The organism is Streptomyces sp. NPDC051104, assembly GCF_040682835.1.
Lineage (GTDB): Bacteria > Actinomycetota > Actinomycetes > Streptomycetales > Streptomycetaceae > Streptomyces > Streptomyces cynarae.
Genome location: NZ_JBFBBS010000018.1, coordinates 31,679 through 45,959, shown reverse-complemented (window position 1 = coordinate 45,959; position 14,281 = coordinate 31,679). Strand labels below are relative to the sequence as shown.

Below are 14,281 nucleotides of genomic sequence, written 5' to 3'. Positions count from 1 at the left end.
TCAGGGAGGTAGGGTCGTAGGCGGTCGGGGACATCCCATACAGCTCGCCGGCGTCGAACCCGGCGTACCAACGAGGAGATCGGTTCGTGACGATCCGCGTAGGCATCAACGGCTTTGGCCGCATCGGTCGTAACTACTTCCGCGCGCTGCTGGAGCAGGGTGCAGACATCGAGATCGTGGCTGTCAACGACCTGGGTGACACCGCGACCACCGCTCACCTGCTGAAGTACGACACCATCCTCGGCCGCCTCAAGGAGGAGGTGTCCCACACCGAGGACACCATCACCGTCGGCGGCAGGACCATCAAGGTCCTGTCCGAGCGCAACCCCGCCGACATCCCGTGGGGTGAGCTGGGCGTCGACATCGTCATCGAGTCGACCGGCATCTTCACCAAGAAGGAAGACGCCGAGAAGCACATCGCCGGTGGCGCCAAGAAGGTCATCATCTCGGCTCCGGCCAAGAACGAGGACGTCACCATCGTGATGGGCGTCAACCAGGACGTCTACGACCCGGCGAACCACCACGTCATCTCCAACGCCTCCTGCACCACCAACTGTGTGGCGCCGATGGCGAAGGTCCTCGACGAGAACTTCGGTATCGTCAAGGGTCTGATGACCACGGTGCACGCGTACACGAACGACCAGCGCATCCTGGACTTCCCGCACAGCGACCTGCGCCGCGCCCGCGCCGCCGCGGAGAACATCATCCCGACCACCACCGGCGCCGCCAAGGCCACCGCCCTGGTCCTGCCGCAGCTGAAGGGCAAGCTGGACGGCATCGCCATGCGCGTCCCGGTCCCGACCGGCTCGGTCACCGACCTGGTCGTCGAGCTCTCCCGCGAGGTCACCAAGGAAGAGGTCAACGCCGCCTTCCAGAAGGCCGCCGAGGGCGAGCTGAAGGGCCTGCTCGAGTACACGGAGGACGCGATCGTCTCCTCCGACATCGTCAACGAGCCGGCCTCCTGCACCTTCGACTCCTCCCTGACCATGGTCCAGGAGGGCAAGAACGTGAAGGTCATCGGTTGGTACGACAACGAGTGGGGCTACTCCAACCGCCTCGTCGACCTGACGGTCTTCGTCGGCAACCAGCTCTGATCGCTCCAAGCAGGCATCCCATGCGGTAGCAGGGCTCGGGCAGCGCACGATCGCGATGCCCGAGCCCTGACGCACGTGCGGCGAGCCCCGGCGCGCCCACGGATCGATCGGCCCTGACCGGCCGTCCGGACCGATCAGCCCTCGTACGATCAAGAGCTTTCCCCAGGAGTCCGACCCATGAAGACGATCGACGAACTTCTCTCCGAAGGCGTGGACAACAAGCGGGTCTTCGTCCGCGCCGACCTCAACGTGCCGCTCGCCGACGGCCTCATCACCGACGACGGCCGCATCCGTGCCGTCCTGCCCACCGTCAAGGCCCTCGCGGAGGCGGGCGCCAAGGTGGTCGTCGCCTCCCACCTGGGCCGCCCCAAGGGCGCTCCGGACCCGGCCTTCTCCCTGCTGCCCGCCGCCGAGCGCCTCGGTGAACTCCTCGGGGCGCCCGTGGCGTTCGCCCAGGACACCGTCGGCCCCGCCGCCCACGACGCGGTCGACGGCCTCCAGCCGGGTCAGGTCGCGGTCATCGAGAACCTGCGCTTCAACCCCGGCGAGACGTCGAAGGACGACACCGAGCGCGGCGAGTTCGCGGACCAGCTCGCCGCACTCGCCGACGTGTACGTGAGCGACGGCTTCGGGGCGGTCCACCGCAAGCACGCCTCCGTCTACGACCTCCCGGCCCGGCTGCCGCACTACGCCGGCTACCTCATCGCCACCGAGGTCGGCGTCCTGAAGAAGCTCACCGAGGACGTCCAGCGGCCCTACGTCGTCGCTCTCGGCGGCGCCAAGGTCTCCGACAAGCTGGCCGTCATCGACCAGCTGCTCGGCAAGGCCGACCGTCTCCTCGTCGGCGGCGGCATGGCCTACACCTTCCTCAAGGCCAAGGGCTACGAGGTCGGCAAGTCGCTGCTGCAGGAGGACCAGATCCCGGCCGTCCAGGAATACATCGAGCGCGCCGAGAAGATCGGCGTCGAGCTGGTCCTGCCCGTCGACGCCATCGTCTCGCCCGACTTCCCGGACCTGAAGACCAAGGCCCCGGCCAACCCCACCGTCGTCGCCGCGGACGCGATCCCGGCCGACCAGGAGGGCCTGGACATCGGTCCGGAGACCCGCAAGCTGTACGCCTCGAAGCTCGCCGACGCGGCCACCGTCTTCTGGAACGGCCCGATGGGCGTCTTCGAGCACCCCGACTTCGCCGAGGGCACCAAGGCGGTCGCCCAGGCCCTCGTCGACTCCCAGGGCTTCACCGTGGTCGGCGGCGGCGACTCCGCCGCGGCCGTCCGCATCCTGGGATTCGACGAATCGGCATTCGGTCACATCTCGACCGGTGGCGGCGCCTCCCTCGAGTACCTCGAGGGCAAGACGCTCCCCGGCCTCGCCGCACTGGAGGACTGAACCTTGAGCACGCGCACGCCGCTGATGGCGGGCAACTGGAAGATGAACCTCAACCACCTCGAGGCCATCGCCCACGTCCAGAAGCTCGCCTTCGCCCTCGCGGACAAGGACTACGAGGCCGTCGAGGTCGCCGTCCTGCCGCCCTTCACGGACCTGCGCTCCGTGCAGACCCTGGTCGACGGGGACAAGCTCAAGATCAAGTACGGCGCCCAGGACCTCTCGGCGCACGACTCCGGTGCCTACACCGGCGAGATCTCGGGCTCCATGCTGGCCAAGCTGAAGTGCACCTATGTGGTGATCGGGCACTCCGAGCGCCGCCAGTACCACAACGAGACCGACGAGCTCGTGAACGCCAAGGTCAAGGCCGCCTACAAGCACGGTCTGACCCCGATCCTGTGCGTCGGTGAGGAGCTGGAGGTCCGCGAGGCGGGCGAGCACGTCACCCACACGCTCTCCCAGGTCGAGGGCGGTCTGAAGGACCTCCCGGCCGAGCAGGCCGAGACCGTCGTGATCGCCTACGAGCCCGTCTGGGCCATCGGGACCGGCAAGGTCTGCGGCTCCGACGACGCGCAGGAGGTCTGCGCGGCGATCCGCGGCAAGATCGCCGAGCTGTACTCCCAGGAGGTGGCCGACAAGGTGCGCATCCAGTACGGCGGCTCGGTGAAGTCCGGCAACGTAGCCGAGATCATGGCGAAGCCGGACATCGACGGCGCGCTGGTCGGCGGCGCATCCCTCGACGCCGACGAGTTCGTCAAGATCGTCCGCTTCCGCGACCAGTAAGTGCTTCCCGGGGGCGATCCGTCGTACTCTTGCGGGGGCAAGGTGGTCCGCCACCCTGCCCCCGTCGTCCATCCGAATCCGAGGAAGTTGGTCCAGCCGTGGTTTTGGGGTTCTCGATCGCCCTGATCGTCTTCAGCCTGCTGCTGATGCTGCTGGTGCTGATGCACAAGGGGAAGGGCGGCGGCCTCTCCGACATGTTCGGTGGCGGCATGCAGTCCTCCGTCGGCGGCTCGTCGGTCGCCGAGCGCAACCTCGACCGGATCACCGTCGTGATCGGTCTGCTCTGGCTCGCCTGCATCGTGGTGCTCGGCATCCTGATGAAGACCAACCACTAGCGTCGGCCGGCTTCGGCAGGCCGCATAAAAGGCACATAAAGCACGTAACGCCCCGTGTTCGGTACGGGTCTTCGGACCCGGCCTATCATGGGGCTTGCGTCTGGGGGCGGGGGTAACTCCCATCACTGGACGCGCGTTGGGCCTTACGTAGACTGAGGCGCTCGCAGCGAAGCGAAACGCCGACTCGCTTCGCGGCACCATCACGCAGGGAGTTACGACCGTGGCAAGTGGCAACGCGATCCGAGGAAGCCGGGTCGGGGCGGGGCCGATGGGCGAGGCCGAGCGCGGCGAGTCCGCGCCGCGTCTGCGCATCTCCTTCTGGTGCTCCAACGGGCACGAGACGCAGCCGAGCTTCGCCAGCGACGCGCAGGTTCCCGACACCTGGGACTGCCCCCGCTGCGGCTTCCCGGCCGGACAGGACCGGGACAACCCGCCGGACCCGCCGCGCACCGAGCCGTACAAGACGCACCTCGCGTATGTACGGGAGCGGCGCAGCGACGCGGACGGAGAGGCGATCCTCGCCGAGGCACTCGCCAAACTACGGGGCGAAATCTAGGAGTTGAACCGACCGGGTGCCTGCGGGCACTTGGCCGGTGTGCGTTCGGTACCGCGGTTGCGCGTGCCACCCGAACGGCCCTCGCACGGGCCGCGGCCCGGCGCCTCGTACGGCCGGGGCAGCCCGCACGGGGTGCGCTCCGGAGAGTCCCGAGCGGCCTGTTTCCGCAGCTCAGCCCGATTGTCAGTGGTGCCCTCTACGGTTTGTGCATCGGCGAATCGTGAGGGGGGACGATGGCAACGGTCGAGGTGGCGGGCACCCTACGGCGGCCCGCGTGGCGTGGAGGGTTCGGGCGGCTGTGGACAGCTGCCGTGGTCTCCCGGTTCGGGGACGCGCTGCGGACGGCCGCGCTGCCCCTGCTCGCCGTGCGGCTCACGGACGAACCGCTCGTCGTCGCCTCGGTCACCGCCTGCGGCTATGTCCCATGGCTGCTGTTCGGGATGCTCGGCGGCGCCGTGGCCGACCGGGTGGACCAGCGACGGGCGATGTGGGCCGTCGACACCGTGCGCGGACTGCTCGTCGCGGCCTTCGCGCTCGCCGTGGGGCTCGGGCACGCCTCGATTCCGCTCCTGCTGCTCCTCGCCTTCACGCTCACCACCCTCCAGACCCTCTTCGACAACGCCTCCACGGCTCTGCTGCCCTCCCTGGTCGACCGCGAGGCCCTGGGCAGCGCCAATGCCCGGCTCATGACCGGACAGCAGCTCGCGGGCGGTCTGCTGGCGGGCCCGTTCGTGCCGCTGCTCCTGGCGGCCGGAGCGTTCATGCCCTTCACGGCCGACGCGGGCACCTTCCTGCTGGCCGCCGCCTTGGCCGCCTCCCTGCGGACGGAGTCGGCCGATCGGGAGCCGCGCCCGTCCGGCAGCACCCTGCGTGCCGAGATCGGCGAAGGGCTGCGCGCCCTGTGGCAGGACCGGGTGCTGCGCGCGGCCTGCCTGGCCACGCTGCTGTGCAACGTCGGCATGGGCGCCCTGATCGCCACGCTGGTGCTGCACGTGACGCGCTGGCTGGACGCGGGCGACGCCGGATACGCGGCCGCGATGACGGCGTACTCGGCCGGCAGCCTCATCGGTGGACTCGCCGCCCAGCGGATCGCGCACCGCACCGGACGCCTGCGCGCCCTGCTCGTCGCCGGCGTCGTCCAGACGGCATGCCTGCTGCTCATCGGGACCGTCCGCCACACGGGAGCGCTGCTCGCGGGCATGCTGCTGTTCGGCGCCATGGGCATGGTGTGGAACGTCAACCAGGTCACCCTGATGCAGCACCGCAGCCCCGAGACCATGATGGGCCGTATCGCCGCCGCCTTCCGCACCGCCTCCACGTCGGGCGCCCCGCTCGGCGCCCTGCTCGGCGGAGCCGTGGCACGGACATACGGGCTGAACGGGCCCGCGCTGCTCGCCGCCGCGCTCTTCGCGCTAGCCGTCACCTCGTTGACACACGCGCGCAAGGCGGACGTACCTGTTGTTGCCCCGGAGGACGGCGTGACAAGAGGTCAGGCCGCATCGGGATCAATTAGGTTGGGACCGGCAGCGGAGCGAGCTACGCAGCAGCACAGGCAAGGAAGAAGGCTGAACCCTCAGATGAACGCAGACAGCCGTACCAGGCTCAACCAGACGCCCGAGTGGACCGCTCTGGCCAAGCACCGCGAGGAGCTCGGCGAGGTGCGGCTGCGCGAGTTGTTCGCGGCGGATCCGGGCCGCGGCAGCGGGTACGCCCTCCAGGTCGGCGATCTGCATGTCGACTACTCCAAGCACCTGGTCACCGACGAGACGCTGCGGCTGCTGCGCGAGCTGGCCGCCGCGCGGGACGTCTTCGGGCTGCGCGACGCCATGTTCCGCGGCGAGAAGATCAACACCACCGAGAACCGCGCGGTCCTGCACACCGCCCTGCGCGCGCCCCGGGACGCGGTGATCGAGGTCGACGGTGAGAACGTGGTGCCCAAGGTGCACGCGGTGCTCGACAAGATGACCGACTTTGCGAACCGGGTCCGGTCGGGCGAGTGGATCGGCCACACGGGCAAGCGGATCAAGAACGTCGTCAACATCGGCATCGGCGGCTCCGACCTGGGCCCCGCGATGGCGTACGAGGCGCTGCGCGCCTACACCGACCGCGACCTGACGGTCCGCTTCGTGTCCAACGTGGACGGCGCCGACCTGCACGAGGCCACCCGCGACCTGGACGCGGCGGAGACGCTGTTCATCATCGCCTCCAAGACGTTCACCACGATCGAGACGATCACCAACGCGACCTCGGCCCGCAAGTGGCTGCTGGGCGAGCTGAAGGCCGGCCAGGAGGCGGTCGCCAAGCACTTCGTGGCACTGTCGACGAACGCCGAGAAGGTCGAGGACTTCGGCATCGACACGGCCAACATGTTCGAGTTCTGGGACTGGGTCGGCGGCCGCTACTCCTACGACTCGGCGATCGGCCTGTCCCTGATGATCGCCATCGGCCCGGACCGCTTCCGGGAGATGCTCGACGGCTTCCGCACCGTCGACGAGCACTTCAGGACCGCGCCCGCCGAGTCCAACGTGCCGCTGCTCCTCGGCCTGCTGGGCATCTGGTACGGCAACTTCCACGACGCCCAGTCGCACGCCGTGCTGCCCTACTCGCACTATCTGTCCAAGTTCACCGCGTATCTCCAGCAGCTGGACATGGAGTCCAACGGCAAGTCGGTGGACCGCGACGGGCACCCGGTGCAGTGGCAGACCGGCCCGGTGGTGTGGGGCACCCCGGGCACCAACGGGCAGCACGCCTACTACCAGCTCCTCCACCAGGGCACCAAGCTGATCCCGGCCGACTTCATCGGCTTCGCGAACCCGGTCGCCGAGCTCGCCGACGAGCTGAAGGCCCAGCACGACCTGCTGATGGCGAACTTCTTCGCCCAGACCCAGGCGCTGGCCTTCGGTAAGACCCCGGACGAGGTGCGCGCGGAGGGAGTGCCGGAGGAGCTGGTGCCCCACAAGACGTTCAAGGGCAACCACCCGACCACCACCATCCTCGCCAAGGAGCTGACCCCGTCGGTCCTCGGCCAGCTCATCGCCCTCTACGAGCACAAGGTGTTCGTCCAGGGCGCGATCTGGAACATCGACTCCTTCGACCAGTGGGGTGTGGAGCTGGGCAAGGTCCTCGCCAAGCGCGTCGAGCCCGCGCTGACCGAGGGCGCCGAAGTACCGGGCCTGGACGAGTCCAGCAAGGCCCTGGTCGCCAAGTACCGGGAATGGCGCGGTCGTTAGAGCCAGGGCAGGAGGCGGGCGGCACGGCCGTCCGTCCCCGGCTCCCGGCTCAGACCATCGTGCTCAGGCCACCGCGCTCAACGTGTCCGCGAGCCGGCGGCGGGCCGCGCGGGCCGCGGGCAGGGCGGCGAGCGCGGCGGCTCCCACCACGGCCGCGGCCCCGAACAACAGCAGGAGGACGGGGGAGGGGCCCCGGGCCAGCCCGGCGCCGATACCGCTGGAGCGGCCCTGGGCGTCGATCAGCCAGTGGGCGAGGGGCAGACCCAGCGCCGTACCGACGACCACCGCGGCCAGGGCGGTACAGGCGGTGGCCGTGACCGTGATCGCGGTGATCTGCCGTGGGGACAGGCCGATCGCCTTGAGCGCAAGGAGATCCCGTTCGCCCTCGCGGACGGTGCCGCCGATCGCGGTCAGCAGTTCGACGATCCCGATGAGCGCGAGCACGGCGATCAGTCCGGCGACGACACCGCGCAGCGGTGAGAGACCGTCCGCCGGGTTCGCCACCGGGTGCACGTCCAGGTGTCCGTGGGCGGCCCTGGCCAGGTCGCCGGCGACCTGGTGCGGGTCGGCGCCCGGGCGCAGCCGGAGCTCGTAGAGGGTGGGACGCAGGCCCGGGTCGTTCTCGCGGAGGGTGTCGAGCGAGGTGGAGATGACCCGGCCGGCGTTCTCCGGTTCGATGCTGCGGCCCACGATGTGCAGGATCTGCGGCTGGTCGCCCACCGTCATCCGGACCCAGTCGCCGACCCGCACATCCAGCAGGTCGAGCAGCCCCTGCCCGGCCACGGCCTCGTCGGGGCCCCGAGCGGGACGGCCCTCGGCGAGGGCGTAGGGGTAGGGGTTCTGGTGGGTGCCCAGGCCGCGCAGGGCGATGGTGGCCGTCTGGCCCGGCACCAGGGCGGCCACCTCGACGCCCGGGTAGGCGACGGCGACGTGCCGGTCGCGTTCCAGCAGGGCGCGTGCGGCCGCCTCGCCGAGACCGCTGTCGGGGCGCACGGTGAGGGCGGTGGCGAGCCCGACCTCGTCGGGCCTCGAGTGGAAGCGGTCGATGGTGGTCCACGCGCTCATCGCCACCACGATCAGCAGCAGCGGCAGGGCGAGCCGGGCGACCGTGGCCAGCGACCGGGGGCGGCGTGCGAACGCCCGGTGCCAGCCCAGGACCAGCGCGGGCGGCAGCCGCAGACCGAGGGCGCCGCGCGCCAGGGCCGTCAGACGTCCGCCGGCCGGTGCCGCCGGCCGTGGCACCGGCACCGGAGGCACCCGTCCCGCCCGCCAGGCAGCGAGCCCGGTGGTGGCGGCGATGAACAGCACCGCTCCGGCCGGGACGGCGAACAGCGCCACGGTGTGTCCCGGCAGCCCCTGCCACACGCCGACCGCGTCCCCGAAGCGCCCCGGGATCCGGCGGCCCAGCCCCTGGGTGAGGGCGGCCGCGGCCACCGCGCCGAGCAGGGCGTAGGTCAGGTGCTGGAGCAGGAAGACGCGGACAACCTGGCCGGGGGTGAAGCCGATCGCCTTCAGCACCGAGATGTCCCGCAGATGCCCCCGCACCCGGGTGCCGATCGCCCCGTGCACGGCGAATCCGGCGGCCACCAGCGCACCCAGACCGAACAGGCCGAGGACCTGCCCCAGCAGCCGGTTGTCGCCCTGAGCCTCGGCCCGCGCCTGCTGCCAGGTCGAGACCTCGGTGACCGCGCCGGCTCCCAGCACCGTGACGGCGCGCTGGACGGCGTAGTCCGTGTCGTCGGGGTCGGACAGGCGCAGCCCGGTCACCTCTCCGCCGGCATTGCGCACGGCGGACGGCAGGGCCCAGACGAGTCCGGGCTGTTCACCGGGGCGGTAGCGGGGTTCGGCGCTGTCCGCGATCCCGACCACGGTCAGTGTCCGGGCCGTACCGGCGACCGTCAGGGTGTCCCCGGGCTCGGTCAGCAGCGCCCGGGCGAGCCGGCTCTCCACCACCACGCCGCCCGGGTCAGCGGGATCCAGCCAGTGTCCCGAGGTGAGCAGCGGCCGGCCGACGGAAGGCCGCCCGGGGGTGGCACGCAGCTCTACGGAGGCGCGGGCGCCACGGGAGGCGAGGGCGGCGGGCTCGGTCGGGTAGGGCCCGGCGACGGATTCGACGCCGTCCAGGTGGGCGAGGACGGCCGCGTCGGCGGAGCGGGCGGTGTGGATCCACACGTGCGCGCCGCGCGCCTGCGTGAAGATGCGCTGCCAGGGGTTCGTGGCGTACCCGAACAGGGCCGTGGCCAGCAGCAGGGAGGCGACGATGCCGGCGGTGGCGAGCACCATGAACAGTGCCTCGCCGCGGTGCGTGCGCAGATCGGAGTGCGCCCAGCGCAGGGTGGCTCGCACAGGCTTCAGCCCCTGGACCCTGGGAGGGCGCCCGAGCACGTCAGGTGGTCGTACACCGCACTCAGTCCTTCAACTCCAGCACGCCGGACACACCAGAGGTCCCGGCCCGGCGCGGCGGCGTGGCGTCCAGCTCGGCGTCGTCGACGATCCGCCCGTCGAAGAAGCTGATGACGCGGTCGGCGGCGCTCGCCAGCCGGGCGTCATGGGTGACCAGCAGGATGGTCTGGCCGCGCTGGTGGAAGCGGGACATCAGCCGCATCACCTCGCGGGTGCCCTTGCTGTCGAGGCTGCCGGCGGGCTCGTCGGCGAGCAGCAGCGGCGGATGGTTGACCAGGGCGCGGGCGAGCGCGACCCGCTGCTGCTCGCCGCCGGACAGCTCGCCCGGCATGCTGCGCTCCTTGCCTGTCAGGCCCAGCTCGGCCAGCAGCGCCTCCCGCTCGGCCCGCGCCTGCTTCGGCGGCACGCCGGCGAGCAGGGCGGGCAGCTCCACGTTGTCCGCGACCGACAGGTCGGAGACCAGGTTGAAGAACTGGAAGACGATCCCGATGCGCTTCCTGCGCTCTACGGCCCAGCGGGCCTCGCTGTAGGAGTCGGTGCGCTCGCCGTCCAGCCAGATGCTGCCGCCGTCGGGTCGCTGCAACCCGCCGAGCAGGTGCAGCAGGGTCGACTTCCCGGCGCCGGACGGGCCGGTGACCGCCACGAACTCACCGTGCGACAGGCTGAGATCGACCCCGCGCACGGCGTGCGCCGGGGCTCCCTCGCCGTGGTGGGTCTTGACCAGGCCCTCGGCGCGCAGCAGAGGAGTGGGGCGCTCGCTCATCCCAGCTCCTCCAGTTCCTCCTGGCACCGCTCCAGCCAGTCGAGGTCGGCCTGCAGGTGCAGCATCGCGCCCTCGATCAGCAGGTGGGCGATACGGTTGTCGCGGTCTTCGGCGGCGGCCAGTCTCGACAGGTCGCGCATGGTGTTGAGGTACTGGCGCCGCTGCTTGTTGATCAGGGCGATCTGGTCGGCGAGACCGGTCCGCGGGGCGAGCGCCAGCTTCATGAAGAACTCGTCCCGTACCCGCGGCTCGTCCTCGGTCTCCTCGAACCAGGCGTGCAGCGCCTCCCGCCCGGCGTCTGTGAGGTGGTAGACCTTTTTGTTGGGCCGGCTGGACTGCTCGACGTCCTCGCCCTCGATCAGTCCCGACTTCTCGAGGCGGCCGAGGGTCACGTAGATCTGGCCGACGTTCGGCTGAGGGTACGCGGAGCCCAGCAGTTGCTCAAGGTCCTGTTTGAGCTCGTAGCCGTGGGCGGGGCCGCGCGCGAGGAGTGCCAGGAGGGGCAGGCGCACTCGTGCTGACCTCCTGTCTGCTCACAATGTGCTCCAGGCCCTAGTATCGCCCATACCTAACAGGTATACATGGCCTCTGACTCCTGGGCGAAGGTGCCCGGAGCCATGTGCATGTGTACAGGGAGGAACCTATGCGGTGGATACGCGCCGCCGGTAGGTGCCTCCTCGTCCTCGCCGTGGTCATGACCGGTTACGTAGCCTCCGGCGCCCGTGCCGACGAGGGGAGTGCCGGGGGCCGTGGCCCGCTCACCCTGGCCACCGCGGGAGATCTCACCGGCTACCTCGGCCCGCTCCTTCAGGGCTGGAACCGTACCCATCCCGGCGAGAAGGTCACCCTCGTCGAGCTGCCGGACTCCGCCGACGAGACGCATGCACAGATGACCACCGACCTGCGCGGCGGCGACCGCAGCCGGTTCGACGTCCTGAACATCGACGTCGCCTGGACCTCCGAGTTCGCGGCGGCCGGCTGGATCCGCCCGCTGCCGCGCGACCGGTTCCCGCTGAAGACCTTCCTGCCGCCGGTCGTCGACACGGCCACCTACGACGGACAGCTGTACGCCGTCCCGTATGTCACGAATGCCGGGCTTCTCCTGTATCGCAAGGACATCCTCGCCAAGGAGGGCGTGGCACCGCCGCGCACCTGGGCCGAGCTGGAACACGACGCGAAGACCATCGCGCCCGAGTACGGGCTCGGCGGCTATGCGGGCCAGTTCCTGCCCTACGAGGGCCTCACCGTCAACGCGGCCGAGGCCGTGTACTCGGCGGGCGGCACCATCCTCGGCGACGAGGGTGCCCGTGTCACCGTCAATTCCGACGCGGCACGCCAGGGGATCGGTTTCCTCGCCCGTGGCGTCCGCGAGGGGTGGATTCCCAAGCAGGCGCTGACGTACAAGGAGGAGGAGTCCAAGCAGGCCTTCCAGGAGGGCCGGCTTCTCTTCCTGCGTAACTGGCCGTACGCGTACGTCGCCGCTTCCGCCCCGGGCTCGAAGGTGGCCGGGAGGATCGGCGCCGTCCCGCTGCCGGGGCCTGACGGGCCGGGGACGAGTGTGCTCGGCGGCTCCAACCTGGCCGTCAACAGCCATGCGCGCCACCCCGAGTCGGCCGCGCGTCTGATCGCGTACCTCACCAGCGAGGGCGTCCAACGCCAGGTGCTCACCCGTGGGGCGCTGCCGCCCGTGCGCGCCGCGCTCTACGACGACCCCGAACTCGTACGGCAGTTCCCGTATCTGCCGACTCTGCGCGCCGCCGTGCTCGCGGCCGCACCGCGCCCCAAGAGCCCGCGCTACGACCAGGTCAGCCTGGCGGTGCAGGCGGTGGTGCACGACGCGCTGACGGGGCGGGAGACGCCCGAGTCGGCAGTGCGACGCCTGGCGCGCGAGCTGGCCGCCATCTCGCATCGCTAGTTGCTTGTTAGGTAACGCGGACGTCTCATCTGACTGCTCGTCGCACCGATAAGTCTGGATTTGACACCCCAACCCCCCGGTAGCTTTCGTACTGTTCGTTGACACCCTCGTGAAACCGCTACTTAACATGCATGCATAACCGTTAGCACGCACAGACAGGTCAACGGGGTGAGTCCCAAGCACATCGACACCCGTCGCTGGTGGCGCGACGCAGTGATCTACCAGGTGTACGTCCGCAGCTTCCTGGACAGCACCGGCGACGGCATCGGCGATCTGGCCGGCGTCAGGGCCGGCCTGCCGTACCTGAAGAAGCTCGGCGTCGACGGGATCTGGCTGAGCCCCTTCTACCCCTCCCCGCAGCAGGACCACGGCTACGACGTCTCCGACTACTGCGACGTCGACCCGCTCTTCGGCGACCTCGCCGAGTTCGACCTGCTCACGGCGGCCGCCCGGCGGCTCGGCATCAAGGTGCTCCTGGACATCGTCCCCAACCACTGCTCCAGCGAGCACCCGTGGTTCCGCGAGGCCCTCGCCTCGCCGCCCGGCAGCCAGGCCCGCGCCCGCTTCCACTTCGCCGACGGCCGCGGGCCCGACGGCTCCGAGCCGCCCAACAACTGGCACGCCATGTTCGGCGGCCCGGCCTGGACCCGCGTCACGGAGGCGGACGGCCGCCCCGGCCAGTGGTACCTGCACATGTTCACGCCCGAGCAGCCCGACTGGAACTGGCGCGACCCCGAGGTCCCCGCCGAGTTCGACCGCGTGCTGCGCTTCTGGCTGGACCGGGGCGTCGACGGCTTCCGCATCGACGTCGCCGCCGGGCTGTTCAAGCACCCGGAGCTGCCCGACTCCCCGGACCCGGAGGCCGACGCCCGCACCCGCGACTCGGTCAACCCGCTCGCCTGGAACCAGCCCGAGGTGCACGACGTGTGGCGCCACTGGCGATCGGTGTGCGAGGAGTACACGTCACGCGACGGCCGTGAGCGCCTCCTGGTCGGCGAGGTCTCGGTTCCGACCGCCCGCGAGCACGCGAAGTACGTCCGCCCGGACGAGCTGCACCAGGCCTTCTTCTTCGACCTGCTCAGCGCCCCCTGGGACCCCGACGCCTTCCGCAAGGTGATCTCCGAGGCCATGCAGGACATCGCCGGCACGGGCTCCACGGTCACCTGGGTCCTCAACAACCACGACCAGGTCCGCACCGTCACCCGCTACGGAGAACCCACCCCGCAGGGCAGCGGCCTCGGTGCCGCCCGCGCCCGCGCCGCCGCGCTGCTGATGCTGGCGCTGCCCGGGGCCGCGTACATCTACCAGGGCGAGGAGCTCGGCCTGCCCGAGGTCGTCGACCTGCCCGACGACGTGCTCACCGACCCGATCTTCCGCCGCACCGGAAGCCGCGCCCGGATCCGCGACGGCTGCCGGGTGCCGCTGCCCTGGTCCGGGCAGGCCTCCCCGTTCGGCTTCACCTCCGGCGCCGAGGGGGCCAAGCCCTGGCTGCCGCAGCCGGAGTGGTTCGCCGAGCACGCCACCGACCGCGCCCTCGCCGACACCCGCTCCTTCTGGCACCTGTACCGCGACGGCCTCCAACTGCGCTCCTCGCTCCCGCAGTTGGGCGAGGGCACGATGCGCTGGCTGGACACCCCGCCCGGCGTCCTGGCCTTCGCACGCGGCGACGACCTGGTCTGCGCCGTCAACTTCGGTACCGCCCCCACGCCCGCGCCGGTCTCCGGCACCCCCCTGCTGTCCAGCGGCCCCTGCCCGCCCGGGGTGCTCCCCGGCTCGACGGCCGCCTGGTGGATCAGCGACGGCACCGACCTCTGAT

At 70.7% G+C, this 14,281-nt stretch carries 11 protein-coding genes and 1 pseudogene; 9 read left to right on the top strand and 3 right to left on the bottom strand.

Translation table 11 applies throughout. From position 1 onward, the window contains the following. Positions 1-86: 86 nt before the first annotated feature. The 7 genes and pseudogenes from gap (at position 87) to pgi (ending at position 7,384) form a co-directional block, all read left to right on the top strand. Complete coding sequence (gene gap / locus AB0N14_RS23725) at positions 87-1,094, top strand: type I glyceraldehyde-3-phosphate dehydrogenase (RefSeq protein ID WP_366027703.1); 1,008 nt, start codon at positions 87-89, stop codon at positions 1,092-1,094. 177 nt (positions 1,095-1,271) lie between these two features. After that, on the top strand, positions 1,272-2,483 hold the full coding sequence (locus tag AB0N14_RS23720; RefSeq protein WP_366027702.1) for a phosphoglycerate kinase: 1,212 nt from the start codon (positions 1,272-1,274) through the stop codon (positions 2,481-2,483). Between the two features lie 3 nt (positions 2,484-2,486). Then, a complete protein-coding gene (gene tpiA, locus AB0N14_RS23715) occupies positions 2,487-3,263 on the top strand; it encodes a triose-phosphate isomerase (RefSeq protein ID WP_366027701.1) in 777 nt (258 codons plus the stop codon). A gap of 98 nt (positions 3,264-3,361) precedes the next feature. Further along, positions 3,362-3,598, top strand: a complete 237-nt coding sequence (gene secG, locus AB0N14_RS23710) for a preprotein translocase subunit SecG (protein WP_200423294.1) — start codon at positions 3,362-3,364, stop codon at positions 3,596-3,598. A gap of 220 nt (positions 3,599-3,818) precedes the next feature. Continuing rightward, on the top strand, positions 3,819-4,154 hold the full coding sequence (locus AB0N14_RS23705; protein ID WP_003957010.1) for an RNA polymerase-binding protein RbpA: 336 nt from the start codon (positions 3,819-3,821) through the stop codon (positions 4,152-4,154). Positions 4,155-4,387: 233 nt separating this feature from the next. Next, a pseudogene (locus AB0N14_RS23700) lies at positions 4,388-5,578 on the top strand (MFS transporter); the annotation flags it as partial. A gap of 153 nt (positions 5,579-5,731) precedes the next feature. Next, positions 5,732-7,384, top strand: a complete 1,653-nt coding sequence (pgi, locus tag AB0N14_RS23695) for a glucose-6-phosphate isomerase (RefSeq protein ID WP_366027779.1) — start codon at positions 5,732-5,734, stop codon at positions 7,382-7,384. Positions 7,385-7,447: 63 nt separating this feature from the next. On the opposite strand, the gene AB0N14_RS23690 is transcribed toward pgi, so the two are convergent. The 3 genes from AB0N14_RS23690 to AB0N14_RS23680 form a co-directional block, all read right to left on the bottom strand. Next, entirely contained in the window at positions 7,448-9,730 is a 2,283-nt protein-coding gene (locus AB0N14_RS23690) for an FtsX-like permease family protein (RefSeq protein ID WP_366027700.1), read from the bottom strand. 61 nt (positions 9,731-9,791) lie between these two features. Further along, positions 9,792-10,550, bottom strand: coding sequence for an ABC transporter ATP-binding protein (locus tag AB0N14_RS23685; protein WP_366027699.1), 759 nt, complete (start codon positions 10,548-10,550; stop codon positions 9,792-9,794). After that, positions 10,547-11,062, bottom strand: coding sequence for a PadR family transcriptional regulator (locus tag AB0N14_RS23680; RefSeq protein ID WP_366027698.1), 516 nt, complete (start codon positions 11,060-11,062; stop codon positions 10,547-10,549). The genes AB0N14_RS23685 and AB0N14_RS23680 overlap by 4 nt, the downstream gene beginning before the upstream one ends. A 131-nt stretch (positions 11,063-11,193) precedes the next feature. Between AB0N14_RS23680 and AB0N14_RS23675 the strand changes: the two genes are divergently transcribed. Both AB0N14_RS23675 and AB0N14_RS23670 read left to right on the top strand, forming a co-directional pair. Then, the gene (locus tag AB0N14_RS23675) at positions 11,194-12,465 is read left to right on the top strand and encodes an ABC transporter substrate-binding protein (protein WP_366027697.1); all 1,272 of its coding nucleotides are present in this window, start codon (positions 11,194-11,196) and stop codon (positions 12,463-12,465) included. 168 nt (positions 12,466-12,633) lie between these two features. Further along, positions 12,634-14,280 carry a glycoside hydrolase family 13 protein gene (locus AB0N14_RS23670; RefSeq protein ID WP_366027696.1) on the top strand — a complete coding sequence of 549 codons (1,647 nt, stop codon included), beginning with the start codon at positions 12,634-12,636 and terminating at the stop codon, positions 14,278-14,280. Position 14,281 lies beyond the last annotated feature (1 nt).

Excerpts from the sequence above, each read along its gene's own strand:
- AB0N14_RS23685 (WP_366027699.1), bottom strand. The coding sequence starts at position 10,550 with ATGAGCGAGCGCCCCACTCCTCTGCTGCGCGCCGAGGGCCTGGTCAAG.
- pgi (WP_366027779.1), top strand. The coding sequence starts at position 5,732 with ATGAACGCAGACAGCCGTACCAGGCTCAACCAGACGCCCGAGTGGACC.
- AB0N14_RS23675 (WP_366027697.1), top strand. The coding sequence starts at position 11,194 with ATGCGGTGGATACGCGCCGCCGGTAGGTGCCTCCTCGTCCTCGCCGTG.
- AB0N14_RS23720 (WP_366027702.1), top strand. The coding sequence starts at position 1,272 with ATGAAGACGATCGACGAACTTCTCTCCGAAGGCGTGGACAACAAGCGG.